This is a genomic window from Massilia cavernae (assembly GCF_003590855.1).
GTDB classification, from domain to species: domain Bacteria; phylum Pseudomonadota; class Gammaproteobacteria; order Burkholderiales; family Burkholderiaceae_D; genus Telluria_A; species Telluria_A cavernae.
Window position 1 is genome coordinate 1 of sequence record NZ_QYUP01000115.1, and the last position, 26,090, is coordinate 26,090.

Annotated in this window: 27 protein-coding genes and 1 pseudogene; 7 read left to right on the forward strand and 21 right to left on the reverse strand. The window is 63.9% G+C overall.

The window, feature by feature from the left end:
- From D3872_RS12645 to D3872_RS12670, 6 genes are all read left to right on the forward strand, one after another.
- Positions 1-516 (forward strand): flagellar basal body P-ring protein FlgI (locus D3872_RS12645; protein ID WP_182915796.1); only part of this gene is annotated, 516 nt, incomplete at its 5' end.
- 12 nt (positions 517-528) lie between these two features.
- A complete protein-coding gene (gene flgJ, locus D3872_RS12650) occupies positions 529-1,506 on the forward strand; it encodes a flagellar assembly peptidoglycan hydrolase FlgJ (protein ID WP_119811104.1) in 978 nt (325 codons plus the stop codon).
- 86 nt (positions 1,507-1,592) lie between these two features.
- Positions 1,593-3,560, forward strand: a complete 1,968-nt coding sequence (gene flgK, locus D3872_RS12655) for a flagellar hook-associated protein FlgK (RefSeq protein ID WP_119811105.1) — start codon at positions 1,593-1,595, stop codon at positions 3,558-3,560.
- Positions 3,561-3,583: 23 nt separating this feature from the next.
- Positions 3,584-4,813, forward strand: a complete 1,230-nt coding sequence (gene flgL, locus D3872_RS12660; RefSeq protein ID WP_119811106.1) for a flagellar hook-associated protein FlgL — start codon at positions 3,584-3,586, stop codon at positions 4,811-4,813.
- Positions 4,814-4,925: 112 nt separating this feature from the next.
- Positions 4,926-6,251: an IS4 family transposase gene (locus D3872_RS12665; protein ID WP_119811147.1), complete on the forward strand. Its 1,326-nt coding sequence runs from the start codon at positions 4,926-4,928 to the stop codon at positions 6,249-6,251.
- 195 nt (positions 6,252-6,446) lie between these two features.
- Positions 6,447-7,133: a transposase gene (locus D3872_RS12670; protein ID WP_119811107.1), complete on the forward strand. Its 687-nt coding sequence runs from the start codon at positions 6,447-6,449 to the stop codon at positions 7,131-7,133.
- A 56-nt stretch (positions 7,134-7,189) separates the two neighbouring features.
- On the opposite strand, the gene fliR is transcribed toward D3872_RS12670, so the two are convergent.
- The 13 genes and pseudogenes from fliR to fliF all read right to left on the reverse strand — a co-directional run bounded on the left by fliR (position 7,190) and on the right by fliF (position 18,442).
- On the reverse strand, positions 7,190-8,005 hold the full coding sequence (gene fliR, locus D3872_RS12675; RefSeq protein WP_119811108.1) for a flagellar biosynthetic protein FliR: 816 nt from the start codon (positions 8,003-8,005) through the stop codon (positions 7,190-7,192).
- A gap of 33 nt (positions 8,006-8,038) precedes the next feature.
- A complete protein-coding gene (fliQ, locus tag D3872_RS12680) occupies positions 8,039-8,308 on the reverse strand; it encodes a flagellar biosynthesis protein FliQ (protein WP_119811109.1) in 270 nt (89 codons plus the stop codon).
- A 9-nt stretch (positions 8,309-8,317) separates the two neighbouring features.
- Complete coding sequence (gene fliP / locus D3872_RS12685) at positions 8,318-9,034, reverse strand: flagellar type III secretion system pore protein FliP (RefSeq protein ID WP_182915798.1); 717 nt, start codon at positions 9,032-9,034, stop codon at positions 8,318-8,320.
- A 40-nt stretch (positions 9,035-9,074) separates the two neighbouring features.
- On the reverse strand, positions 9,075-9,737 hold the full coding sequence (gene fliO / locus D3872_RS12690; RefSeq protein WP_119811111.1) for a flagellar biosynthetic protein FliO: 663 nt from the start codon (positions 9,735-9,737) through the stop codon (positions 9,075-9,077).
- The gene (gene fliN / locus D3872_RS12695) at positions 9,734-10,153 is read right to left on the reverse strand and encodes a flagellar motor switch protein FliN (protein ID WP_119811148.1); all 420 of its coding nucleotides are present in this window, start codon (positions 10,151-10,153) and stop codon (positions 9,734-9,736) included. Before fliN ends, fliO begins: the two co-directional genes overlap by 4 nt.
- A gap of 52 nt (positions 10,154-10,205) precedes the next feature.
- Positions 10,206-11,186, reverse strand: coding sequence for a flagellar motor switch protein FliM (gene fliM, locus D3872_RS12700; protein WP_119811112.1), 981 nt, complete (start codon positions 11,184-11,186; stop codon positions 10,206-10,208).
- A gap of 11 nt (positions 11,187-11,197) precedes the next feature.
- On the reverse strand, positions 11,198-11,698 hold the full coding sequence (gene fliL, locus D3872_RS12705) for a flagellar basal body-associated protein FliL (RefSeq protein ID WP_119811113.1): 501 nt from the start codon (positions 11,696-11,698) through the stop codon (positions 11,198-11,200).
- Positions 11,699-11,923: 225 nt separating this feature from the next.
- Positions 11,924-13,216 carry a flagellar hook-length control protein FliK gene (locus tag D3872_RS12710; RefSeq protein ID WP_229459299.1) on the reverse strand — a complete coding sequence of 431 codons (1,293 nt, stop codon included), beginning with the start codon at positions 13,214-13,216 and terminating at the stop codon, positions 11,924-11,926.
- A gap of 25 nt (positions 13,217-13,241) precedes the next feature.
- The gene (gene fliJ / locus D3872_RS12715; protein ID WP_119811114.1) at positions 13,242-13,682 is read right to left on the reverse strand and encodes a flagellar export protein FliJ; all 441 of its coding nucleotides are present in this window, start codon (positions 13,680-13,682) and stop codon (positions 13,242-13,244) included.
- A 37-nt stretch (positions 13,683-13,719) separates the two neighbouring features.
- Entirely contained in the window at positions 13,720-15,117 is a 1,398-nt protein-coding gene (fliI, locus tag D3872_RS12720) for a flagellar protein export ATPase FliI (RefSeq protein ID WP_119811115.1), read from the reverse strand.
- Positions 15,117-15,770, reverse strand: coding sequence for a flagellar assembly protein FliH (locus tag D3872_RS12725; RefSeq protein WP_229459300.1), 654 nt, complete (start codon positions 15,768-15,770; stop codon positions 15,117-15,119). Before D3872_RS12725 ends, fliI begins: the two co-directional genes overlap by 1 nt.
- Entirely contained in the window at positions 15,770-16,765 is a 996-nt protein-coding gene (fliG, locus tag D3872_RS12730; RefSeq protein ID WP_119811116.1) for a flagellar motor switch protein FliG, read from the reverse strand. The genes D3872_RS12725 and fliG overlap by 1 nt, the downstream gene beginning before the upstream one ends.
- A pseudogene (gene fliF / locus D3872_RS12735) lies at positions 16,758-18,442 on the reverse strand (flagellar basal-body MS-ring/collar protein FliF). The gene fliG and the pseudogene fliF overlap by 8 nt, the downstream one beginning before the upstream one ends.
- 233 nt (positions 18,443-18,675) lie before the next feature.
- Here fliF and fliE point away from each other — a divergent pair.
- Positions 18,676-19,026 carry a flagellar hook-basal body complex protein FliE gene (fliE, locus tag D3872_RS12740; RefSeq protein ID WP_119811117.1) on the forward strand — a complete coding sequence of 117 codons (351 nt, stop codon included), beginning with the start codon at positions 18,676-18,678 and terminating at the stop codon, positions 19,024-19,026.
- Between the two features lie 73 nt (positions 19,027-19,099).
- Here the strand turns inward: fliE and D3872_RS12745 are convergent, their stop codons facing one another.
- From D3872_RS12745 to D3872_RS12780, 8 genes are all read right to left on the reverse strand, one after another.
- The gene (locus tag D3872_RS12745; protein ID WP_119810180.1) at positions 19,100-20,290 is read right to left on the reverse strand and encodes an IS4 family transposase; all 1,191 of its coding nucleotides are present in this window, start codon (positions 20,288-20,290) and stop codon (positions 19,100-19,102) included.
- Positions 20,291-20,494: 204 nt separating this feature from the next.
- Positions 20,495-21,256, reverse strand: a complete 762-nt coding sequence (locus tag D3872_RS12750; protein ID WP_119811118.1) for a flagellar brake protein — start codon at positions 21,254-21,256, stop codon at positions 20,495-20,497.
- Entirely contained in the window at positions 21,249-21,605 is a 357-nt protein-coding gene (locus D3872_RS12755) for an EscU/YscU/HrcU family type III secretion system export apparatus switch protein (protein WP_119811151.1), read from the reverse strand. The genes D3872_RS12750 and D3872_RS12755 overlap by 8 nt, the downstream gene beginning before the upstream one ends.
- Positions 21,595-22,719: a flagellar hook-length control protein FliK gene (gene fliK, locus D3872_RS12760; RefSeq protein ID WP_229459301.1), complete on the reverse strand. Its 1,125-nt coding sequence runs from the start codon at positions 22,717-22,719 to the stop codon at positions 21,595-21,597. The genes D3872_RS12755 and fliK overlap by 11 nt, the downstream gene beginning before the upstream one ends.
- Positions 22,720-22,749: 30 nt before the next feature.
- Positions 22,750-23,079, reverse strand: coding sequence for a flagellar protein FliT (locus D3872_RS12765; RefSeq protein WP_119811120.1), 330 nt, complete (start codon positions 23,077-23,079; stop codon positions 22,750-22,752).
- Positions 23,080-23,081: 2 nt separating this feature from the next.
- On the reverse strand, positions 23,082-23,522 hold the full coding sequence (gene fliS / locus D3872_RS12770) for a flagellar export chaperone FliS (RefSeq protein ID WP_119811121.1): 441 nt from the start codon (positions 23,520-23,522) through the stop codon (positions 23,082-23,084).
- Between the two features lie 34 nt (positions 23,523-23,556).
- On the reverse strand, positions 23,557-25,602 hold the full coding sequence (gene fliD, locus D3872_RS12775) for a flagellar filament capping protein FliD (protein WP_119811122.1): 2,046 nt from the start codon (positions 25,600-25,602) through the stop codon (positions 23,557-23,559).
- 101 nt (positions 25,603-25,703) lie between these two features.
- Positions 25,704-26,066, reverse strand: a complete 363-nt coding sequence (locus D3872_RS12780; RefSeq protein WP_119811123.1) for a flagellar protein FlaG — start codon at positions 26,064-26,066, stop codon at positions 25,704-25,706.
- Positions 26,067-26,090 lie beyond the last annotated feature (24 nt).

A 26,090-nucleotide genomic window follows, 5' to 3' on the forward strand; every position in this document is an offset into this window, starting at 1 on the left:
TTCTCGACCGTCAGCAAGGTGGTCGAAGCGATCAATACCCACTTCGGCCCGGACATCGCGACCGCGCTGGACGGCCGCGTGATTCGCGTGCGCTCGCCCTCGTCCTCCGACCAGCGCGTGGCCTTCCTGGGCATCCTCGAAGGCCTGGAAGTGAACCCGGCCAGGTCGGCCGCCAAGGTCATCATGAACGCCCGCACGGGTTCGGTGGTGATGAACCAGGCCGTCACGCTGGAAAACTGCGCCATCTCGCACGGCAACATGTCGGTATCGATCGGCGTCGACACCGAAGTGAGCCAGCCGAACACGCTTTCCGGCGGCCGGACCGTGGTGACGCAAAAGGCGAGCATCGATATCAAGAAGGAACCGGGCCGCGTGATCAACGTCAAGGGCGGCGCTTCGCTGGCCGAAGTGGTCAAGGCGATGAACGCGATCGGCGCCACGCCGCAAGACCTGCTGGCCATCCTGCAGGCGCTGAAGGCGGCCGGTTCGCTGCGCGCCGAGCTCGAGATCATCTAAGGCTTGACGAACATGGTATCCGCGACCAACGACCTGACCGGCAAGCTTGCGCTCGACACGCAGGGACTTGGCCAACTGAAGCAGTCGGCCAGGACCGGCTCGCCGGAAGCTTTGAGGACCGCCGCGACCCAGTTCGAGGCCATGTTCATCAACATGATGCTGAAAAGCGCCAGGGAAGCCACGCCCGCCGACGGCCTGATGGACAACCAGCAGACCAAGACCTTCACCACCATGCTCGACCAGCAGCTGAGCCAGAACCTGGCCAAGCGCGGCGTCGGGCTGGCCGACGTGCTGATCCGCCAGCTGTCATCGCAGCAGGTCAACGCGCAGGCGCTCGCCATCGGCGCCGAGCAGAATGGGCAGGGCGCCAATACCTCGCTCGACCTCACCTCGCTGGTGCCGAAGCAAGCACCGCATTCGCTGCATGGCAAGGAACAGGCGCTGTCGCCGTTCGCCACCGGTACCGGCGCCAAAGCGTCCGCCAGCGCCGTGCCGGCCACGCCCGGCATCACCGCCAGCGGGCGGGTGCAGTCGCCGCACGTGCGCGGCTTCCAGGAAAAGCTGGGCTCGCACGCCGACGAAGCGAGCCGCACCACCGGCATCCCGGCCAAGTTCATGCTCGGCCAGGCCGCGCTGGAAACCGGCTGGGGCAAGCGCGAGATCCGGAATGCCGACGGCAGCAGCAGCCACAACCTGTTCGGCATCAAGGCCGGGCCTGGCTGGAAAGGCAAGGTTGCCACCGCCGTCACCACCGAATACGTGGACGGCGTGCCGCGCACCAAAGTGGAAAAATTCCGCGCCTACGACAGCTACGCCGACAGCTTCAAGGACTACGCCAGGCTGATCACCAACAACCCGCGCTACGAAAAAGTGTTGGCCAACGCCACCGACGCCAGCGGCTTCGCGCAAGGCCTGCAGCGCGCCGGCTACGCCACCGACCCGATGTACGCGGCCAAGCTGACACGCATCATCAAGCACTCGCTGGCGTAAAACGGCAGTGGATTGCAAATTTGTCAAATCAAGTTTTGCAAAACGCTGCCGTTACATAGATTAATTAATGGAAGGCTAGGGAAATCATGGCGGGAAGTATCCTCAATATCGGCAAGAGCGGACTGTTCGCCGCGCAGGTGGGCCTGGCCACGACCGGCCACAACATCGCCAACGCCAACGTCGCCGGCTACACCCGTCAGGGCGTGGTGCAAGCGACCGCCAACGCGCAGGACTACGGCATCGGCTTTGTCGGCAGCGGCACCCAGATCGCCGAGATCAAGCGCTACTCCGACAACTTCCTGAACGCCCAGGTGCGCAGCGCCCAGGCCTCGAAAAGTTCGCTGGACTCCTACTACGCCCAGATCAGCCAGATCGACAACCTGCTGGCCGACAACACCTCCGGCCTGTCGCCCGCGCTGCAGAACTTCTTCGCCGGCATTCAGGACCTGGCCTCCGACCCGTCGTCGGTGGCCGCGCGCCAGGCCGTGCTGTCGAACGCCGAATCGCTGGCATCGCGCTTCCAGGACCTGGACAGCCGCATGAGCGAGGTGCGCGAAGGCGTTAACAGCCAGATCGACACCAAGGTCACGCTGATCAACTCCTACGCCAGCCAGATCGCCGACCTGAACGACAAGATCGGCAAGCTCAGTTCGTCCGGCCACGGAATGCCGAACGACCTGATGGACGCGCGCGACCAGCTGATCGCGGACCTGAACAAGGAAGTCAAGGCCAGCGTTGTCACCGGCGGCAACAACAGCGTGACGGTTTCGATCGGCGCCGGCATGCCGCTGGTGGTGGGCGCCAAGTCCTTCCAGCTGGCGGTGGCGACCTCGCCGACCGACCAGACCCGCATGCAGGTCGCCTATGTGGCCGGCAACAAGATGACCGTGCTGGCCGACGACGCACTGCCGGGCGGCGAGCTGGGCGGACTGCTCGAATTCCGCGCCAAGACGCTCGACCGCGTCCAGAATTCGCTGGGCCGCGTGGCCATCAGCATTGCCGAAACCATCAATGCCCAGCACAAGCTGGGCCAGGACGGCGCCGGCAACCTGGGCGGCGACTTCTTCACGGTCGGCCCGGCCGTGGTCGGCCGGTCGCACACCAACAGCCTGGCCAGCACCACCGAAGTCAAGGCGCAGGTGACCGACAGCACCCAGCTGACCAACAGCGACTACAAGGTCGACTACGACGGCGTCAAGTTCACGGTCACGCGCATGTCGGACAAGAAGACCACCGACATCAGCCCCTACCCGCAGACCCAGCCGCAAGTCATCGACGGCGTCGCGTTCGACATCAGCGGCAGCGCCGCCGCGGGCGACTTCTTCATGGTGCGCCCGACCATTGCCGGCGCCAAGGACTTCAACCTGGCGCTGAGCGACATCTCGCACATTGCCGCGGGCGCGCCGATCACCACCGGTTCGCCGCTGACCAATAGCGGCACCGCCAAGATCAGCGAAGGCAAGGTCGACGCCGGCTACCTCACGCCGGGCAACAAGCTCACCAGCCCGGTGACCTTGCAATACACCAGCGCCGGCGCGGGCGGCCTGACCGGCTTCCCGGCCACGCAGGCGGTTACTGTGACCAACAACGGCGTCGACACCGTATATGCGGCCGGCACCACCCCGATCCCATTCGTGGCCGGCGCCAACTACAACTTCGGCGGCGTCAACGTCAGCTTCACCGGCAAGCCGTCCGAGGCCGACAGCTTCACGGTCGGCCCCAACACCAACGGCGTGCGCGACAACCGCAACGCACGGGCGCTGGGCGACCTGCAGACCAAGAACATCCTGAACGGCGGCACCGCCACCTACCAGTCCGCGTACGCGGAGCTGGTCAGCTTCGTCGGCAACAAGACGCGCGAAGTGCAAGTGAACGGCAAGGCATCCGAAGCGCTGCTGGGCCAAGTCACGGCCACCCAGCAAAGCGTGTCCGGGGTCAACCTCGACGAAGAGGCCGCCAACCTGCTCAAATACCAGCAAGCCTACCAGGCTGCCGGCAAGGTCATGCAAATTGCAGGCACACTGTTCGACGCGCTGCTCGCGATCGGCCGCTAAACCGCAAGAACCGGAAGACTACCATGCGCATCAGCACCGCCACCATGTTCGAGACCGGCACCAGCCAGCTCGGCACACTGCAAAGCAACATGGCCAAGACCCAGATGCAGCTCTCGACCAACCGCCGCATCCTGGCGCCCTCGGACGACCCGGTGGCCTCGGCGCGGGCGCTCGAAGTGACGCAATCGCAATCGGTCAACACCCAGTTCGCCACCAACCGGCAGAACGCGCGCTCCTCGCTGTCGCAGGTCGAACTGGCGCTCGCCAGCACCACCACGCTGCTGCAGGACATCAAGACCCTCACCGTCAGCGCCGGCAACGGCACCTTGCTGCCGGCCGATCGCCAGGCGCTGGTGATCGAACTGACCGGGCGCATGAACGACCTGATGGGCGTGGCCAACAGCGGCGACGGCGTCGGCGGCTACCTGTTCTCCGGCTACCGCTCCAGCACGATGCCGTTCACGCAAACCGCGACCGGCGCGCAATACCACGGCGACCAGGGCCAGACCAAGCTGCAGGTCGGCTCCTCGCGCCACATCGCCATCAGCGACTCGGGCAGCGCCATCTTTGAGAACAACCCGACCGGCAACGGCACCTTCCAGACGGCGGCAGCGGCCACCAACACCGGCACCGGCATCGTCTCGTCGGGCTCGATTTCGAACGCGAATGCGCTGACGGGCCACGACTACACGGTGGCGTTCCAGCTGACCGGCACGCCGCCGGTGAGGACGTACACGGTGACCGACAACACCACCGGTATGGCGGTACCGCCGCCGCCGGCGGCGCCGGCGATGCCCTACGAGAGCGGCCGGCAGATTGCGTTCGACGGGATGGTGTTCGACATTTCCGGCGCGCCGGCGAACGGCGACACCTTCACGGTCAAGCCGAGTGAAAAGCAATCGATCTTCACGACCCTGACCAACCTGATCGACACGCTGAAGCTGCCGGCGGGTGGAGCGGGGCAAGCCGCGCTGACGAACGGCCTGAACACCGCGCACGACAACCTCGACGCCGCGCTCGAGAACGTGCTGGCGGTACGGGCCGGCGTCGGCTCGGCGCTGAAGGAGCTGGACTACCTCGATGGCGCCGGCGAAGACCGCAACATCCAATACTCCGCCACGCTGTCGGATTTGCAGGACCTCGACCTGGTGAAGACGATATCGCTGTTCACGCAACAGCAAATGACGCTCGAAGCCTCGCAAAAATCGTTCAAGACGCTGTCGGGGCTGTCGCTGTTCAACTACATCGGCTAAGTTTCCAAAATCGGGGTCAGACCATAATGGCGTTGACTTAAGCTTTTGAAGCCCACTTTTTCGTGGCTCTGGTGTTGTAAACAATATTTTGTTGTGTTAACTTTGCGGCGTGATACTTTCAGACGCCATATTGTTTGCCAACGAAGTACCTGAGCCGTTCGACTGGAACCGACTCGGCGAACATTTGCCGTTTGAATGGATAGAGGCCGCCCTTGTGGAGCAAGGGAAGGCAAGCATACGCCATCGTCGCCTCCCGGCGCAGCAGGTCGTCTGGTTAGTGATCGCACTGGCGCTGTATCGCCATCATTCTATCGGCGAGGTACTCGCTGAACTGGACTTGGCGCTGCCAAACGTAACAGCGCCGTTTGTGACGGATGGTGCGGTGACACGAGCGCGCCAGCGACTTGGCGCGAAGCCCGTCGAGTGGCTTTGCCAGATGTCGGCGAAGGCGTGGAGCAGCCAGGACAAAGAAGCCTACCTGTTCAACGGCCTCGTTTTATTGGCAATCGACGGCACCACTCTGCGCACCCAAGACAGTGCGGCAAACCGGGCCCACTTCGGGGCGCAGGCCTATGCCAAGGGGACTGTCGCGAGCTATCCCCAGGTGCGCGGCGCGACCCTGACCCATGTGCCCACCCATCTGGTTGTCGACGCACGATTTGGTCCTTACGCCACCAGCGAAAAAGCCTTCGCAATGGAACTTATCGACAGCATCGCCGACGATTCGCTGACCGTCGTCGATAAAGGTTTCTTGTCTGCGGAGCTGCTGTGTCGAATCACCACTCGCGGGCGCAATCGTCATTTCCTCGTTCCCGCCAAGAGTAATACCAAATGGACCGTTATCGAAGGTGGTCCAGATGACGCGATCGTGGAAATGCAAGTGTCGGCAGCGGCGCGCAAGAAGGCGCCCGAGCTGTCCAAGACTTGGCGCGCACGCGCTATCGCGATGATCGATTCGAAAGGCCAAAAGCATTTCTTGCTCACATCCCTGACCGATCGCATCGCATTTAAGGCCGCTGAACTGATCGCGTGCTACGCCCGCCGCTGGCACATTGAAACCAGTTACCGCGAGCTCAAACAATCAATGATGGGCATGGCGTTGACGTTGCGTAGTCAAACGGTCGACGGCGTCATGCAGGAGATTTGGGGCGCGATTATTGCCTACAACCTGATTCGACTTGAAATCGCGAAGGCGGCGCTCGATGCCGGATGTGCCCCGACCGACATCAGTTTCGTGCGTGCGTTTCACACCATCCAATATGAACTGCTTTGGGCTGCCGCCACTCGGGCGCAAGGCAAGCTGCCATCCTTGCTTCAGAACATGCGGCAAAGGCTCGTCACCGAGCTCACTGTAAAACGACCCGGCAGGAAACATGACCGGGTCGTTAAATCGAAATCGCAGCGCTACCCATTCAGGAAAACTAAGAAAATAGCTTAAGTCAACGCCATTAGGGTCAGACCACCATTGTTGAAAGCTTTTCAAAATCGGGGTCAGACCAAGGGTCAGACCACCATTGTTGAAAGCGTTTTGCTCCATGCGTCTGTCGCGCATCGCGTCCGATTGACGCCCGTTCATTGCATGATCGTCTTGCTGGCTTAAGGTTGAAGTCGCTTCAACTTTTGAGGAACGATCATGGCTCGGCGTGCTCGCCTGGTTCTGCCTTCTGTCCCCCTTCATATCATCCAACGCGGCAATAATCGTCACCCGTGCTTTATCGAATACGGGGACTACAAAGTCTATCTGTCCATGCTTCAGGATTGCGCAGTCCGGACTGATTGCGAGGTGCATGCATACGTGTTGATGACCAACCACGTACATTTACTCGTAACACCGCTAGAGGCAGATTCCGCAAGCGAACTCATGAAGATTCTGGGCCAGCGATATGTTCAATACATCAACCGCAAATACATTCGGACCGGCACTTTATGGGAGGGACGTTTCAGGTCCTGCCTCGTAGAGGATGCCCGATACCTCCTGACCTGCTATCGATATATCGAGCTCAACCCAGTCAGGGCGGGAATCGTCGGCCATCCGATGCAATACCGCTGGTCGAGTTATCGCTCGAATGCGGAAGGTGTCACAAGCAAGCTCATCAAACCGCACCTGACCTACCAACACCTTGGGCCGATTGAGAGCGAACGGCTGGATGCCTATCGGGCGCTATTTCAGGATGAATTGTCTGCGGAAACGCTGACGAAGCTCAGGCGTGCGACGAACGGAAATTACGCTTTCGGCGGCCGCGTGTTCGCATCGAGGGCGGAGGAGCTATTGCAACGACCGACAGAGCCTCAATGTCCTGGAAGACCGAAGATCACGTAGTCGTAGTTTCGAAAATGGTGGTCTGACCCCGATTTTAGAAATGTTGGCAGCGGGATCTACGGCCGCGGGGCCGCGGTCGGCGGCGTACGCTCGCTCGCCGTCCGCGGGATCAGCCGGCTCGCTTCAATCCCTTGGTTGAACAGGTTCTGGATCGGCCCGGCCAGGTACGGCATCATCAGGCTGATCACCAGCAGGCCCACGCCCAGCGTGATCGGGAAGCCGATACCGAACAGGTTCAGCTGCGGTGCGGCGCGCGTCAGGATGCCAAGCGCGATGTTGGTGATCAGGAGTGCCGCGACAATCGGCAGCGACAGCTGCAGCCCCGCACTGAATATCTTCGCGCCCCAGCGCGCCATCTCGTATGGCGCCCCCGCCGAAATCGGGGTGGCGGATATCGGCAGGGTGTAGAAACTCTCCACCAGCGCTTCGAGCAGCACCAGGTGCGCGTTGACGGCAAGGAAGGCCATCGTCGCCGTCAGCGCCAAGAACTGGCTCACCGCCGACGAACGCCCCTGCGACAGCGGGTCGAAGAAGGTCGCGAAACCCAGGCCCATCGTCATGCTCGATACTTCGCCCGCCATCTCGATCGCGGCAAACACGATGCGCATCGCAAAACCCATCGCCAGCCCGATCAGCAACTCCTGCACCAGGATCAGCAGCCCGGCCCAGGAGATCGGGTCCGCCGCCGGCGCAGCGGGAATCGTGGGGGCGACGATGGCGGCCAGCATCACGCCGAGCGCGACTTTCACGCGCACGGGCACGCTGGTGTTGCCGAACAGGGGGGCGGAGGCGACCAGCCCGAGGATGCGGGTCAACGGCCATAGCAGGGCCGCGATCCAGGTGTTCATCTCGGCTGTGGTGAGCGTGATCATGGCATCAGCTCGCCACGTTGACAGCAGAATTCATCAGCCAATCAGGCCGGGAATGCCGGTGAGTACGCCACGCATGTAGTCGAGCATGACGGCAAGCATCCACGGCCCGGCAATCACCAGCGCGACAAAAATGCCGACCAGCTTGGGAATGAAGGACAGCGTCGCTTCGTTGATCTGGGTGGCGGCCTGGAAAATGCTGACGATCAGGCCGATGATCAGCGCGACCAGCAGCATCGGCGCCGCCACCATCAGGGTGACTTCCATCGCCGTGCGGCCCATCGTCATGACGCTTTCCGGGGTCATGGCCTTCTCCTAGTAGAAACTTTGCGACAGCGAACCGAGCAGCAGCTGCCAGCCGTCGACCAGCACGAACAGCATCAGCTTGAAGGGCAGGGCGATCACGGCGGGCGACATCATCATCATACCCATCGACATCAGCACGCTGGCGACCACCATGTCGATGATCAGGAACGGGATGAAGATGGCAAAGCCGATCTGGAACGCGGTCTTCAGCTCGCTGGTGACGAAGGCGGGGATCAATACCCGCAGCGGGATGTCTTCCGGACCCTGCAGCGCGGGCGAACGCGAGATCTTGACGAACATGGCGAGGTCCGACTGGCGCGTCTGCTTGACCATGAAGGCCTTCAGCGGCACCACCGCGCGGTCCATCGCTTCGCCCATCTTGATTTCATTGCGTTGCAGCGGTTCGTAGGCGTCGGTGTAGATCTTGTCGAACACCGGCCCCATCACGAACAGGGTCAGGAACAGCGCCAGCCCCACCAGCACCTGGTTGGGCGGCGCGCTTTGCGTACCGAGCGCCTGGCGCAGCAGCGACAGCACGATGATGATGCGGGTGAAGCTGGTCATCATCAACAGCGCCGCCGGCAGGAAGGACAGCGCCGTCATCAGCAGCAGCGTCTGGACCGGCAGCGAGTACGAGGTGCCGCCTCCCGGCGCCGGGGCGCTGTTGAAGGCCGGGATGCCTTGCGCGAAGGCGCACAGCGGCAGCGCAAACGCGCCCAGCACCATCAGGTACTTGAGCGCGGTGGCAAAGGTCGGGAGCTGCAGCTTATCTTGCATTACGTTTGTCTATCGTCTGTTTGAGCCAGTCGGCGAAGCCGCCGGCCGGCGCTGGGTTCGGGTGCAGAATGGCGGCGTGCTCGGGCCCGTGCTGCTTCGGCATCGTCGCCAGCGCGTTCACGCGGCCCGGCGAGGCGCCCACCACGATCCATTGGTCCCCCACTTCCACCACCATGATGCGCTCGCGCCCGCCAAGGTTGAGCGCGCCGACCAGGCGCAGGTTTGCCGGCCCGCCCACCGCTTTCGGTCCGTAGCGCTTCATGAACCAGGCCAGGCCGGCCAGGAGGCCGAGTACCAGCAGCAGCGCGAAGATCGTCTGGATCAGGTTGCCGGCCGAGGTGCCCACATTCGGCGACTGCATCGGCTGCACCGGACGCGGCGACGCCGCCTGCGGCTGGGCCGGCGGCGACGGAACCATCTCGGGAACTTTCGGCATGTCGCCTTCGGCTACGGGCGCTTGGGGCGCACCGTTCACGGCAGGCGCGGCATATCCCGGGTCGGCCGCCGTGGCAGGGGCCGGCTTCGCAGCCGCAGTTGCCGCGGGAGCGGCGCTTGTTGGATTGGTAATAATTTGGGCGGCAGCAGTGCCGGCGAGCGCCGGCGCGGCCAGGCCGCACAGCAGCGCCGCCGCAGTAAGCACGCGCGCCGTCATTTGTTGAGTTTTCTGATCCGTTCGGACGGGGTGATGATGTCCGTCAGGCGAATGCCGAACTTGTCGTTCACGACCACCACCTCGCCCTGGGCGATCAGGCAGCCGTTGACCAGCACGTCCATCGGTTCGCCGGCCAGGCCGTCGAGCTCGACCACCGACCCCTGTGCCAGTTGCAGCAGGTTCTTGATGGCGATCTTGGTGCGGCCCAGTTCAACCGTCAGCTGGACCGGGATATCGAGGATGAAGTCGATGTCGTTCGGGGTGTCGGTCCTGGTGCCCTGGTTCGAGAAATCCTTGAACACGGCGGCGGTCGCGGCTTGCTGCTTTTCGAGCGCTTCGGCTTCCGCCTTGGCCTGCTCGGCAATCGCGGCGCCCCAATCGTCGTCCATGCTTTGGTCGTCTTGGTTATCGGACATGTTGCTCTCCTGTGTTTCCATGCCGGCGGCTCAATCGGCGCCGGATTTGTTGTTACTTGAGGTTCTCTGACGTGGCCAGCAGCTTTTCCACCTTCAGCGCGTATTGGCCGTTCAAGACGCCATAGGTGCATTCCATCACCGGCACGCCGTCGACGGTAGCTTCGATCGTCTCGGGCACGTTGAGCGGAATGATGTCGCCGACCTTCATGTTCAAGATTTCGTCGAAGGAAGCGCGGCCCGTGCCCAGGGTCGCTACCAGTTCCACTTCGGCAATCTGGATCTGCTGGGTCATCAGGCGGATCCAGCGCTTGTCCACTTCCAGCGCTTCGCCTTGCAGGCTCGACGTCAGCGTGTCGCGGATCGGCTCGATCATGGAGTACGGCATGCAGATGTGGATCTGGCCGCTGACCGAACCGAGTTCGACCGTGAAGGTGGTGGACACCACCACCTCGTTCGGCGTCGCGATATTCGCGAACTGGGTGTTCATTTCCGAGCGGATGTATTCGAACTCGACCGGGAACACCGGCTCCCACGACTTGGTGTAGGTCTCGAACACGATATCGAGGATGCGCAGGATGATGCGTTGCTCGGTCTGGGTAAAGTCGCGGCCCTCGACGCGGGTGTGGAAGCGGCCGTCGCCGCCGAACAGGTTGTCCACCAGCAGGAACACCAGGCCCGGGTCGAACACGATCAGGCCGGTGCCGCGCAGCGGTTTCATGTGCACCAGGTTGAGGTTGGTCGGCACCACCAGGTTACGGATGAATTCGCTGTACTTCGATACCCGCACCGAGCCCACCGACACTTCCGCGCTGCGCCGGATGAAGTTGAACAAGCCCACCCGCAACAGGCGCGCAAAACGCTCGTTGATGATCTCGAGCGTCGGCATGCGGCCACGGACGATCCGTTCCTGCGTCGCCAGGTTGTAGGTGCGGACCCCGGAAGTCTCTTCAGGCGCGGCTGCGTCGTCCTGATCGCCGTTGACGCCCTTCAGGAGGGCATCGACTTCTTCCTGGGATAGGAAATTATCGGACATGGCTGCTTTGCTTACTGGATGATGAAACTGGTGTACAGCACGTCGGTGACTTCCTGCGGCTCGCCCTTGTCGACAAACGGCGCATTGATCGAAGCGATCAGTTCGCTTGACAGTTGCTGCTTGCCCTCCGGGGTCGACAGTTCCGAGGCCTTCTTGGCCGACAGCAGCAGCAGTACGCGGCTCTGGACCTTCGGCATGTTGGCCTTCAGGACCTCGACCTCTTCCAGGGTCGGCACCTGCAGCGTGAACTGGATCTGCAGGTATTGTTCGCCCTCTTCAGGCTGCAGGTTGACGACGAACTTTTCGATCGGCACATACACCGGCGGCTCGCCCGGCTGGGCTTTCTCTTTTTTCTGCGCGACGTCGGCGCCGCCCTTGGCGCCGAGGGTGAAATACCAGGTCGCGGCGCCGCCGACGGCAAGCGTCAGCACGGCCAGGATGATGATCAGGATCAGCTTCTTCGGGGAAGCTTTTGGTGCTGCTGCCGCTTCCGCTTTCGGATCAGCTTTCATTTTTGCATTCGCTTTCAAGAGACCTCAACCGGCTGAAAATGATTCACGCCGCCATTATGTCATTATCGGGAATAAACGCGCAGGCGAATCGCTTGAATAGAGGCAATAAGGATGGTCTATCCTTACCTTGTCTCATAGACAGATGCGAATGTTGAAACAAGCGGCGCGCATGCCTTGCGGGGCAGGGCGACGGTCTCGGCCATCCGCCTGCCCGCCATCGGACGATCAGGCAAAGATGTCGACCGTGCCCGGCAGCGAGCCGGAGGCCACCGGTCGCGCGACCGGAGCTGCCGCGGCGTCGGCGCTGCCGCCGTTGCCGTTGCCGGCGAATCGGCCACCCGAACCGGCGCCGCCCGCCTGGCGTTCGCCCTCGGCCTGGCGCTGGTCGTGCGTGCCCGCATCGACGGTGGCGTTACCCAGCGCGATGCCGCTCTCGTCGAGCATCTCGCGCAGCTTCGGCATCGCGTTTTCCAGCGCCTGGCGCACTTCCAGCTGGCTAGAGGAGAAGGCCACGCTGGCCTGGTCGTTGGTCACGTTCAGCACCACCTGCACCGGGCCCAGGTCGGGCGGGTTCAGGGTCAGCGTCGCGCTCTGGTCCTTGCCGGCCACCATCCACACGATCTTCTGGCCGATCTGGTTATCCCAGGCCGGTGTGCCGACCCGCGCCGAGATCTTGTCGGTGGCCACGCCGGCCGCCGCCTGCGCGATGTTCAGCGATGCCTGCGCCGCAGGGGCGGCCAGCGGCGCTGCCGCCGGCGCCTCCTTCAGCGGCGCCGGTTCGGCGCGCTCGCGCATCAATACGTTGGCGAACTTGGAAGGCTCGGCCTTCAGTTCGGCCGGCAGTTCGGCGCCGGCTTGCGCGCCGCTGTCGGTGGCCGCTGCCACGCCTTGCGACAGGGCGTCCTGGCCCTTGGCCGCAGCCGGCTGCTGGTCGCCCAGCGCCAGTTCCGCGCCCTGGATCAACTGGCCGGACAGGTCGGGCTGCACCGCTTCCACATCTTGCACGATCGCCGCTGCACCGCCGGCCGGCAGCGCCTCGGATGCCAAGGCTTCCTTCGGTACCGCGCCTTGCAGCTGGTTGAAGCTGGCCACCAGCGCGAGCATGTCGGTCACCGGCATTTCGCTGGCCCGCGCCGCGGCTTCGGCCGTGGCCTGGCCGGCTGGCTTCTCTTCCGCTGCGGCTGCCTTGCTGTCTTTTGCGCCGGCGGCGGCTTCCGTGGATTCTCCCGTTTCAGCCCTTTCGGCTGGCTGGCGCGCAGCATCGGCTTGCGCCGGCTTCGATGCTTCCTGCTTTGCCGTCGGCGCCTTGTCGGCCTGCTTCGCCTGGGCGGCAGGTTTCGCCTGCACTTGAGGCTGCGCCTGCGGGGCGGGAGCGGCCAGGTTCTGGCGTTGGGTCATTTCGCGCGACAAGGCCTGGCTGAACTGCAGGCCGCTGTTTTCGGACTGCGGCAGCGCGTTCTGGCGCGCCGGCGCCGGGCTGGCGGAAGTGAGTTGGGTCAGTAGGTTCTGGGTCTGCATGGTGCTGGTATGGTTCGTTAGTGGGTCAGCGTTTGTAGAACGCCTGCCGTGCTGCGTGTTCGTCCATCGCCTTCTGGTCGCGCTTGTTCTCGATGCGCAGCGCTTCGGCCGCCGCGCGCTCGTGCAGCGTGCGGTAGGAGAGGCGCTTGCGTTCGGCCGCCTGCCAGCTCAGCTTCTCCGCGTTGCTCTTGTACTCGGCGTGCTTGATCACTTCGCGCTGGCCGTTGATGGCGTTATCGAGCTTGTCGACGAAGGCGACGAAATTCCGGTATGCCATCGGCGTCATGCCCGCCATCTGGCTCTGTTCGAGGCGCTTCGCATAATCGTCGCGGTAGCCGAGCAGCATCTGGAGCTTTTGCTGGGCGTCTTCCACAGCCTTGAGCGCAGCCCCGAGCCGCTTGGCGCAATCGTCGGTCTCGCGCTGGGCGAGGTCGATCAGGGTGTCGAGGGCTGAGGTTTTGGCCATGATGGGTCAAATTATAGGTGCCGCCCGCGGCAATCAATCAGCTGAACAGAGAGGTAAGTTGCCCCAAACTCTGCTGCATGCCGGTGTTCTCGCTGATCTCCTGGCACAGGAAGGTTTCAATCTTGTCATGCAGGGCGATGGCCTGGTCCAGCACCGGGTCGCTGCCGGAGGCATAGGCGCCCACGCTGATCAGGTCGCGCGAACGTTGGTAGCGCGAATACAGCTGCTTCAGGTGACGCGCGGCGCGCTGGTGTTCGACCGAGGTAATCGTGTGCATCGCGCGGCTGATCGACTGTTCGATATCGATCGCCGGATAATGGCCGGCTTCGGCCAGGTGGCGGTTCAAGACGATGTGGCCGTCCAAAATACCGCGCGCCGCGTCGGCGATCGGGTCCTGCTGGTCGTCGCCCTCGGACAGCACCGTGTAGAAGGCGGTGATCGAACCGCCGCCCTCCAGGCCGTTGCCGGCCCGTTCCACCAGCACCGGCAGCTTGGCGAACACCGAGGGCGGATAGCCCTTGGTGGCGGGCGGTTCGCCGATCGCCAGTGCGATCTCGCGCTGCGCCATCGCGTAGCGCGTCAGCGAATCCATGATCAACAGGACGTTCTTGCCCTGGTCGCGGAAGTGCTCCGCAATGGCGGTGGCGTAGGCCGCACCCTGCAGGCGCATCAGCGGCGGGCTGTCGGCCGGCGCCGCCACCACGGCCGAACGCGCGCGTCCGTCCGGGCCGAGGATATGTTCGATGAATTCCTTGACCTCGCGTCCCCGTTCGCCGATCAGGCCGACCACGATGACGTCGGCGGTGGTGTAGCGCGCGATCATCCCCAGCAGCACCGACTTGCCGACGCCGGTGCCGGCGAACAGGCCGAGGCGCTGGCCGCGGCCGACGGTCAGCATCGCGTTGATGGCGCGTACGCCGACGTCGAGGGTTTCGGTGATCGGCGCGCGGTCGAGCGGATTGACCGGACGCGCATTGATCGGCGCCACTTCGTCGGTGCCGAGCGGGCCGAGGCCGTCGAGCGGGCGGCCGGCGCCGTCGACCACGCGGCCCAGCAGCTTGTCGCCGACCGGCAGGTGGCGCGCGCGGTCGCTCGGGCGGCGGCGCGGATGATCGACGGTGCCCGGGCGCGGCACCGAGGCTTCGACCGGGAACACGCGGGTGCCCGGCACCACGCCTTCGATGTCGCTTTGCGGCATCAGGAACAGGCGCTCGCCTTCGAAGCCGACCACTTCGGCCTCGATGCGCGCACCCGAGGCTAGCGGGATGGTGCAGGCGCTGCCCACCGCCAGCTTCAGTCCCACGCATTCCATCACCAGGCCGGCCACGCGCGTGACGCGGCCCGACACCTGCATCGGCTCGACGAAGCCGACCAGCGAGTCGCAGTCGCGCAGGTAGGACTTCCAGCGCGCGGTGTGGCGGTCGGCGCCGCTCATCAGTCCAGCCACTCCACGTTCTTGCCGAGCGAGTGGGACAGGCGGTTCCAACGCGACGCCACCTGGGCGTCGATCTGGTTGCTGGCGGTGTCGATCTTGCAGCCGCCGCGCGCGATGCGGGCATCCTCGATGACGCGCCAGCCACCCTTGTCGAGTTCTTCGCCGATGGCGTCGCGCACGATGGACGCATCTTCCGGATTGAGCATCAGGATCGCCGGCTGCTGCAGTACCGGCAAGTATTCGATCGCTTCGCGCACGACAGGGATCACCAGCTCGGGCTTGACCTGCAGGGCGGTGCGCATCATGTTCCTGGCCAGGTGCAGCGCCAGTTCCAGCACGTCGCCGGCGATGTTCTCGTCGGCCTGCGACAGCGCGTTGCCGAAGGTGACGGCGATCGACTGCAGGTGCTCGAGCTGGGCCGCCGCTTCGGCGCGGCCGACCGCCAGCGCATCGGCGTAGCCGGCCGCGTGGCCTTCATCGTAGCCTTCGGTCCTGGCCTGCTCGCGGATCGCGTTCAGCTCGTCGACGGTGGGCAGGCTGATCGCCGGCACGTCGAGCGGCGCCGGCGCCGCGGTGGGGACAGGGCGCGGGTCGAAGGAGTTCATCTCCCAGCGCTGGTAAGCCGTCTGCATCTCTTTCGGAATGGTAGCCATCAGACGAAGGAATCCTCACCTTTGCCGCCGAGGACGATCTGACCTTCGTCGGCGAGGCGGCGCACGATCTGCAGGATCTGCTTCTGCTGCGACTCCACCTCGGACAGGCGCACCGGGCCCTTCGACTCCAGGTCGTCGCGCATCATCTCGCCGGCGCGCTGCGACATGTTGCGGAAGATCTTCTCGCGCAGGTCCTGCGACGCGCCCTTGAGCGCGATGATCAGCATCTCCGACTGCACTTCGCGCAGCAGCAGCTGGATGCCGCGGTCGTCGATGTCGATGATGTTATCGAACACGAACATCTCGTCCATGATCTTCTGCGCCATGTCGTTGTCGTAGTTCTTGATGTTGTCCATCACCGAACTTTCCTGCTCGCCGCTCATGAAGTTGAGGATCTCGGCCGCCGCGCGCACGCCGCCCAGCGAGGACTTCTTGATGTTCTCGTTACCCGACAGGAGCTTGGTCAGCACGTCGTTCAGCTCGCGCAGCGCGGCCGGCTGCACGCCGTCCAGCGTGGCAATGCGCAGCACCACGTCGTTGCGCAGGCGGTCGGTGAAGTTCTGCAGGATCTCGCAAGCCTGGTCGCGTTCGAGGTGGACCAGGATGGTGGCGATGATCTGCGGGTGTTCGTTGCGGATCAGTTCAGACACCGACGACGCATCCATCCACTTCAGGCTTTCGATGCCCGAGGCATCCTTGCCGCCCAGGATACGCGACAGCAGCACGGTGGCCTTGTCGTCGCCCAGCGCCTTGGTCAGCACCTGGCGGATGTATTCGTCGGAGTCGAGGCCGACGGTCGAATTGAGCTCGGTCTGCGAGCGGAACGAATCGAGCACCTGCACCACCTGCTCGTGCTGCACGCTCTTCATGGTCGCCATCGCGGCGCCCAGCTTGAGCACTTCGCGCGGACCGAGGAACTTCATCACCTCCGCGGCTTCCTCCTCGCCGATCGCGAGCATCAGGATGGCTGCCTTGTGGATGCCGTTATCATTCATTTGAACCTACCCATGCTTTCACTACGTTTGCCACTACCCGTGGATCGTCCTTGGCCAGCGTCTTCGCCATCGCCAGGTTGTCGCGGTAGCCCCGCGCGGTGTGCGAGTCTACTTCTTCCATCTGCACCCTTACTGCCTCGGCCTGCGCTTGTTCCGCGGTCGGCGGCTCCTGCGGCGCCGGCAGCGGCGGCACGTCGGTGATCTGGTCGAACTTGCGGAACACGGGGCGCAGCAGGGGACGCAGCAGCCGGAAGTAGAGGAAGCCCAGCACCAGCGCCAGCAGCACGTAGCGGCCGATCTCCTTGGCCAGCGGCAGGTTGGCCGGGTCCTTCCACCACTCGAGTTCCGGCTCCGGCGTGGCAGGCTTGTCGACGCCGTCGAACGGCGCGTTGGTCACGTTCAGCGTATCGCCGCGCGCCTGCGAGTAGCCCATTGCCTCTTTCACCAGGTCGTTAATCTGCGCCACTTCGGCCGCGGTCAGCGCCTTGATGGTGACCTTGCCGGTCTTCGGATCGACGATGCGGCGGTAGTTTACCAGCACGCCGACGGTCAGGCGCTTGATGCCGCCCATCGGGCGCTGCTCGTAGCGGACGGTCTTGTCGACTTCGTAATTGGTGGTCGAATCCTTGCGGGTCGGGCCCGAGGCTGCAGGCGGCTGGCCTGGTGCGCCGGCGCCGCCTTCGATCGGTGCGGTGGCCGCGCCCGGAGGCTGGTTCGACAGCGCGCCCGGCACGCCGGACGGGTTGGCGCCGCCAGGGCCGTTCGCTTCCGAGACCTGCTGGCTGCGGATGGCCGACGCTTCCGGCGGCGAATTCGGCTTGTAGCTTTCGGCGGCGGTATCGACCTGGGCGAAATCGATATCGGCGGTCGCCTCGGCGCGAACGTTGCCCTGGCCGACCAGCGGGGTGATCAGCGACTCGACCTGCTTGATGATGCGCTGCTGGACTTCGGTGACGTACTTCAGCTGGTTCGGATCGAGCTGCTTGGCGCCGCCGGCCGGCTTGCCGTTCTCGGACAGCAGGTTGCCGGCCTGGTCGACCACGGTGACGTTCGACACCGGCAGTTCAGGCACGCTGGACGCGACCAGGTGGACGATGGCCGATACTTGGGCGACGTCGAGCACGCGGCCCTGCTGCAGGTTGAGCAGGACGGAAGCGGTAGGGCGCTGCTGCTCGCGCACGAACACGGACGGTTTCGGCAGCGCCAGGTGCACGCGCGCCGAGCCGACGGCGGCCAGCGACTCGATCGAGCGCGCCAGTTCGCCTTCGAGCGAGCGCTGGTAGTTGACTTGTTCGTGGAACTGGGACACGCCCAGCTTCTGGTTTTCCATCAGCTCGAAGCCGACGTTGCCGCCTTTCGGCAGGCCCTGCGACGCCAGCTTCAGGCGCGCGTCGTGCACATGCTCGGACGGCACCAGGATCGCGCTGCCGCCCTCGGAAAACTTGTAGGGATCTGCATCTGGTCGAGCGAAGCCGTGATGGCGCCGCCGTCGCGGTCGGAGAAATTCGAGAACAGCACCTTGTAGTCCGGCTGCTGGCTCCACATCCAAACGGCCGCCATCAGGGCCAGCACAGACGCCACGCCGAGGCCGATCACGAAATTGCGGCCGAGTGGGGACTGAATGAACGAAGGCTTGCGTTCGGTGGTGTCGACAAGTTCTTCCGCTGCTGCTGCCATATTGTTATCCGAGGGAGTAAAGGACCAGGCCTGCAAGGACTGGGCTCAGGAAGGATTATGCTGGCGCGGCCCGGGAATCAAACGGGTGAAAAGGGGCCGGTTTAGGCCTTTCCTCGGAGGAAAATATGGCGTGCCTGCTGATATTCTGACAGCCTGACATCGCTGTGTACGCACATTGTACGCGCGGCGGGCGCATGAAAACGCCCGGCAATAGTTTATACGGAGAAAACAACATGGACGTAGGATCGATAGGCGCGGACCGGATCCAGGCGATGATGGCGCAATTGAAAGCCCAGGCCACCAAGCCGGTGGGCGCACCGGCGGTTGCGCCGGTTGGTGGCGGCGAAGCGCCGGCGGCCAAGGTCAACTTTGCCGACGCGCTCAAGAACTCGCTCGAATCGGTCAGTGCCAGCCAGAGCAAGGCCAGCGAAATGGGCAAGGCGTTTTCGATGGGCGACGACAGCGTCAGCCTGTCCGACGTGATGATCTCGATGCAAAAAGCCAGCATCAACTTCCAGGCCACCGTACAGGTGCGCAACAAGTTGGTCTCGGCCTACCACGAAATTATGAACATGCAAGTCTGATAAATCGGGACAAAGACAATCGGGGTCAGACCACCATTTTCGGACAATCGGGGTCTGACCCTGAGCCTTCCCCTCATATTTCGTACGTCTCGAGCATGGACCCGAGCTCGTTCAACGCTTCGGCGATTTGACGTCGCGTTAAGAGTGCCGAGCTGTGATATTGCAGCCAGTGGCGCGCTAGCGACAGGATGGATAGGGTGGCAGCCGCTTTCTTGCGACTGCCATAGTGAACAGCGAACCCGTTGCGGCGTACGGCCAAGCCGATCAGCCACAGCGCGAACGCAAGCAGCGATGCGATGAGCAACAAGATGGTGAGTCGATGTGGCTTGCGTGTTTGGCTGCTGCTGAGCCCCATTCCCCATTGGGAGCTTTTGAGGTCGCGGAACGTCTGCTCGATCTGCATGCGGCCCTGGTACAAATTAACAACCGCCTTGGCACTGAGCCTCGACAGGCGTGGCGAAACAGCCAGCAACCACGGCTCCCGTTGCCCTGCGCTCTGCTTCTTACTATGGTGGCTCTGCGATTTTTTCCCGAACACAGTCTTGCATGTGCGCCCTTTGGGTACTCTCTTGATCATCACCAAACGGCATGGCACAGGGTTCGAACGGACGTAATTGAAGCTCCCCAGGTCGCGTGCACGTCCCTTCGTGTCCGCGAAATGCTCTTTGCAACCGCGCCAGTCACTTTTGCCACTGGGGGTCACCATGTCGCGGTTTCGGATGCGTCCTATCCAGGCAAACCCGAGTTGATCGAGCATCTTGAACCACGCGGCGCGAAAGCCGGCATCGGTGATGATCAAGGGCTGACAATGGGCTGGCAGCACCGAGCGTAGCGTCTTCATGAACTCGCGGTGCACCGAAGCCGCACCATACTGCGCGGTGGGGTGTATCTCTTCATAGATGACGATAGCGCGGCCCTTCACAACGACAGCCGCACGCAGCACGTGTTGGCTGATGTCGGCTAACAAATCGGACCAGTCCACGATAATGCTGATCTTCGATTGGCCTTGCAAGACGCGCTGCGCGACTGCGCGAAATATCTCCACGCGTTCGGTCGCCAGATGGGGATTGCTCAACAGCCGATCACAGCGCTTGATGCGATGACGCAATGAGCTCGAGCCTTGCACAGACTTACTCATCTTCAGCAAACCAAGCCCGCCACTCCGCGCCGCCTCAATCATCAAGGCAAGGCAATGCCGGCGTTTGGCGTGTATCGATGGGCATTGATCGGCTAACAAATCTTGTATGATTCGTCCTGCATGCATAGTCTGTTCCTTTCGTTCGCAGTTTGGTCGCTACAAACGAAAGGGTTAACACAGCCATGCATGCGCCGTTTTTGGGATTAGAAGTTAACAGGCATCCAGCCTGTTTACAAGCAATTTTTGAGGGGAAGGCTCAGGGTCTGACCCCGATTTAAGCACGGAAATGGTGGTCTGACCCCGATTTAAGCAACAGAGTTTGTTCGTGATTTAGCCGAGGCCGGCGAGGCGGGCGTTGCGTTCGCGCTCGAGCTTGGTGATGTAGCGCTGGACGTTGGCCAGGTTGCCGCGCGAGATGTCGACGAACTCGCATCCGAGCCTACGATTGGTCTTGCTGTTGAGCAGGGTGATGTCGAGCGAGTTGCGGATCTGTAGCGTCGTCGTCACCGTACCAATCTCGGGCAGCTCGATCTTGCAGCCTTCGTAGTTGTGGCCGATGGTGTTGCCGAGCAGGAGTTTGTTGTCGAGGATGGCAATGCCGCCGCAGCTGATGTCGGCCAGCGGAAACACGTTGACGCCGCCACCCAGCTCGAACGGCATCGGGATCACCGCGCGCACCGGGTTGCTGACCGGCGTCGGCATGCGGTAGTACTCGCGCCGTTGCAGGCGGATCAGCGAGTCGGGAATCGGCATCCTGAAGGCGGGCCCGCCGCCGTGGGTGGTGGCCTCGACCCCGTTTTCCGCCACGAACAGGATGCGGATCTTGTCGAGTGAGGTTTCGAACGAGATGCGCGGGGCGGCGGCGATCCGCCGGTTCTGCTCGCTGTTGATGGAGCAGTCGAGGTAGAGCATGCCGGAATCCGGCTCGACCGCCAGCACCGATGTCACGCATGCTTCCGGCTGCCCGCGCACGAGCATGCTCACCAGCTGGTTTTTGTCGCCGATGTTGCGCAGCAGCGCAATGATCTCCTTGCGCGACTCGATCCGGTAGTCATGCCAGTTTTCACGTCCGGAATCGCTGATTTCATGCATGTTTTATGCCGCTGTTCTCTTGTGTGTCGATGAGCCGGGCAGTGTCTGGCGGCGCCGGACGTGTTCCACCTGAAATTTGCCCTGATTCAATATGATATAGCCATGCCAGCAGTTCCGCAATCGCCCGGTACAGCGCGGGCGGAATCTGCCGGTCGAGGTCGATTTGCATGAGCAAGGCGACAAGTTCTTTCGATTCGTGCACGAAGACGCCGGCGTCGCCGGCGCGCTGGATGATCTGTTCGGCCACCAGCCCCTTGCCCTTGGCGACCACTTTCGGCGCGCCGTCGCCGCCCTGGTAGGCGAGCGCGACCGCGGTCTGGTGGCGGGCGCCGCCGCCCTTATCGGCCATCGCCGCCGCCAACGTCCGCGGCGCTGCTGATGTCGAGCGAGGCCAGCGGGCTGCCGGCCGCGCCCAGCGCCGCCGCCAGTTCGCCCGCGCGTGCGCGCAGCACGGCGCTGGTTTCGCCGGACTCGGCCTTGAGCTGGATGTGCAGCTGGTCGCCGGCGATCACCAGGGTCGCGGCGATCTCGCCCAGCCCGGCAAAGCGCAAGCGCAGTCCGCTGCGCCAGCCCGGCTCGGCGTCGGCGTCGCCGCCGCGCGCGCCGCCTTCCGGCGCATCCTTGTGGATTTCCCAGTGCATGTCCTGGCCCGGCCATACCTGGCCTTGCCACGCCACGCGGCCCTGTTCATGGGCGGCCAGCTGCTGGTTGATCAGCTGGGCCGCGGCCGGGTCGGTTTCGGCGCTGGCCGTCTTGGCCGGCGCGTCGGCCAGCGCGCGCTGCATCTGCGGCTCGCGCATCAGCTCGGGCAGGGCGCGCTTGCCTTCGGCCCATTCGGCCACGTGCGATTCGTAGAACAGCCCGCTTTGCGCGATCGCGCCTTCCAGCGCCTGCGCCAGCCGCGCGGGCTCGGGCGTACCCGGCCCGGCCAGCGGCGTCGCGGCCTGGATCGCCTGCGGCTGGCCGGCCTGGCCCTGGGCGGACGCCAGGATGCGCCCCAGCATGCGGCCGGCCTCGCTCAGCGAAACCTGGGCGTTGCGCGGATCGGCCTGCGCGCCTTGCGCGTCCGCCGCGCTGCCCGGCGCAGTCCCCGGATTGGCGCGCGCGGCCGCGAGGGCGCCGGCGCCGGGCGCGCGCGCCTCGCCCAGTTCCTGGTAGATCAGCGTGGGGTGGAGCAGCTGGCCCTGGCCGGGCGTCAGCTGGAAGGCGGCGCGCGGCTGAGTGCTGACGAGGGTCATCGGGACTTCCGTGCCCGGCAGGGTGCCGGGCGGCAGCGCCATGCGGGCGTTCTGGTCGGCGACGCGGACCAGGAAACTGCCGTCGGCGAGTTTCGCCAGTACCGCGACCGGCAGCGCCTTGCCCACCTGCGTGGCGAGCGAGCGTTCGAAGGCTTCCTGGCGGGCATCGCCGACCGGGAGCGCAGGTATGGCGGCGACGACGCGGCCGACACCAGGGACAGACATGCGCTCCATGCAGCGGTGCGGGCGGCGTCCTTAGACGGCGCCGTAGGCGGCCGCCAGGCGGCGCTGGGTTCCGGTGTTGTTGATCAGCGCCGACAGCTGGGTCATCCATGGCATGGTCAGGTCGCGGATCTTGCGGTCGTCGTCCAGCAGTTTCTTGATGCACTGGACCTTGCGCAGGCGGCTGTCGCCGTTCAGCTCGACCTTGGCTTCGTTCTGGCGCAGGGCCTCGACGTGGCCGGCGCAGCGCGTTTCCAGCACCACCAGGCGGTCCCAGTCGCTGCTGCTGGCGGCGGCCACCATCTGTTCGGTCAGTTCGACCATCGATTCGTAGGTCGACAGTACTTCTTGGCTAGTCATCATGATCAGGCACTCGCAAGGACAGGGGCGGTGTTGGCTACAACCGGCGCCGGCGGGGTGTTGCCGATCTGGTTCCATGCGTCGCGCAGCTCGGACAGCAGGCGGTGCACTTCGTCCAGCAGTTCGGGCTGGTTGTTCAGGTTCGCCATCAGCAGGCGGTGGCCCATGTATTCGTACAGCGAATCGAGGCCCTGGGCGATCTGGCCGCCGACTTCACGGTCGAGGCTGGCGCGCAGGCCGTTTTCGATGATCTGGATCGCCTTCGAAATCTGGCTGCCCTTTTCCGGGATGTTGCCCGATTTCATATGCGCCTGGGCGTTGCGGATCGCCGTCAGGGCGCCGTCGTAGAGCATCACGATCAGCTTGTGCGGGCTGGCCGCCATGACGCCGGTTTCGATGCCTACCTTGGCGTACGCGTTGGCGCCGCTCTTCATTGATCCAAACATAGTGTTCCTTCCCCTTTGTTGTGGCGATCCGCGTTTACTTGGATACCGTGCTCAACTGAGCCAACTGCTGCGTCAAATAGTTACTGGTCGAGGTCATGCGGGCGATGCTGGCATCGAGCGCGTTGAACTGGGCGCGGTAGCGCTTCTCGATTCCCTGGAGCTTCAGGTTCATGGCATCGCGCGATTTGCCGATGTCCTTGATGGTGTTTTGCAGGCTGTTGGTCTGGCCGATGATCATGCCGTCGGTGCCGGTGAAGTTGTCCACCAGCTTGGTCAGCAGGTCGGCGTAGCCTTGCGAGAAGCCGACGGTGCCGCGGGCGGCTGGCGCCGGGCCGCCCGTGACTTCAAATTTCACGCCCGACAGCGTCGAGCCGGTGCCGGCGGTCAGCAGCTGGCCGGAGCCGGTCGCGGTCACGCCGCCGATGGTGCCGGCGACGTCGATGCCGTCGGTCGAGGCGCCGCCCGGCAGCAGGGAGGTCGCGGCAGTGCCGCTGACGACCACCTTGGATGCCGAGCCGTAGCGGTTCGAGGTGATCGCCAGCTGGCCACCGGCGCCGGTGCTGACCGCGACGCTGACGCCGGCCGCGGTGAATTCCGAGGCGCCGTTGATTTTCGACTGCAGGTGCGCCACCAGCGAGGCGGAGGTGTAGGTGCTGGCCGCCAGCGTGACGCTGGTGCTGATGCCGTCGACGGTGAGCGACATCTGGTCGTTGGAGCCGGCGGTAATGGTCAGGGTGGTCGGCGCCGCGGTCGCGGTCGTATTGCCGCGGGTGGCCAGCGCGCTGACGTGCAGCAGGCCGGAGCCCGGCTTGGTCTGCGCGGTCGAGCCGATGAACTTGACCAGGCTGTCGGTGGAGGTGCCGACCGAGGCGAACAGACCGGCCAGGTGGTCGAAATTGGTCTCGATCGCCGTGGTCAGCTTGGCCGAGTCGAGCGCCATGGTGCCGTCCTTCTGGAACGTCACGCCGACCTGGGTCAGGTTGGTCAGCGGGCTGCCGGAACCGGTCAGGCTGGTGCCGAGCATCGAGCGCACCTGGGCCTGGATGTTGCGCACCGAAGCGTCGCCCAGCAGCGCGCCGCCGACCTTGGTCGCCGGGTCGTAGGAGGTGAGCGACTTGATGGTCTTTTCGAGGTCGTTGTAGGCCTTCACCAGCGACTGCACGCCGCTCTGCACCGAGGCGGTGTCGCGCGCCAGGGTCAAGGTGGTGCTGCCGACCTTGCTCACGTTCAGGGTCACGCCCTGGATCGCTTCGGCCACGGTCCTGGTCTTGGCGCTGACGGGAATGCCGTTGATGGTCACGGCCGTGTCCTGGGCCGCAGTGCTTTGGGTCATGTTCTGGACGCCGGCCGGGTTGTAGGCCAGCAGGTCGGACATGCTGGTGTCGACCGGGGCGCCGGTTTCGCGCGCCACGCTGATCTTCATGCTCGACACGGCGCCGGTGGCGGTCGAGGTCAGCACCAGGCGGTGCGGGTTTGCGCTGCCGTCCGACACGATGGTGGCGGTGACGCCGATCTTGGCCTTGTTGATGGCGTCGCGGATGCCTTGCATCGAATTGTTCGAACTGTCGATGACGACGCTGCCGCCGATCTGGTTGGGGTCCTGGGTAAAGGTTGGGTCGGGCGGGGTGGCGGCCGGGTCGTTACCGTACACGCCATTGGTCAGCTTGCCGCCGGTGATGGTGCCGAACTGGAAAGTCAGCGTGGTGGTCATGCCGTCGCCGATCGGCGCGGTGCTGGTGGCCCTGCCGCCGGTGGAGATGGTTTGCGCCTGGGCCAGCTTGGTAACGTCGACGGTGTAGCTGCCGGCCACCGCCTTGCTGGTGGCGGTGCCGCTCACGATGGTGGTGTCGGCCGCGGTGGCGTTGACGCCCTGGAACTTGGACGGCAGCTTGAGGGCGTCCAGCGCAGTCTGGAAGCTGCCCAGCGCGCCTTTCAGCGTGTTGAACGCGGAGACTTTGGCAATGGTGGCCGCCTCTTTCTTGTTCAAGGTCGTCAACGGCTGCGACTCGACCGCCATGAGCTGGCTGACGATGCTGTTTACGTCGAGATTTGAACCGATGCCCGGTGATGAGATGGCCATTGCGTCTCCTGCGGAAAACAATAATGTAAGTGATTATCGGCAGGGTTTAACCCGACTTTAGAGGGTTGTTTCCCCGCCAGTTCGGTTATTCGGCAATTACTTCATGCCTTTTGCCTTATCAGCAAGCCCTGCAGGCGGTCCAGCGCCTTGGCGATTTCCAAAGCTTCAACACTGGGCATCTGGCGGATCACTTCGCGGGTGTCCAGGTCGATCACCTTGACCACGGTGCGCTTGCTGTCGGTGTCGATCGAAAACTCCAGGCTGGGCGATATCGCCTGGACCGTCTTATTGATGGTCTTGACGGCATCGTCCACGTCGCCCAGTTCGCTGGCCGGGTCCTTCTGCTGCACCGGATTGACTGTGTGGAGCGCCGCCACCGCCGGAGCTGGGGTGCTGACCGGCGCCGCGGTCCGGTCGTAGGTATCGGCTTTTGGCATCATGCTGCCTAAGGGCTGTAATTTCATGGCAATTCCTCTCCAACGAAAATG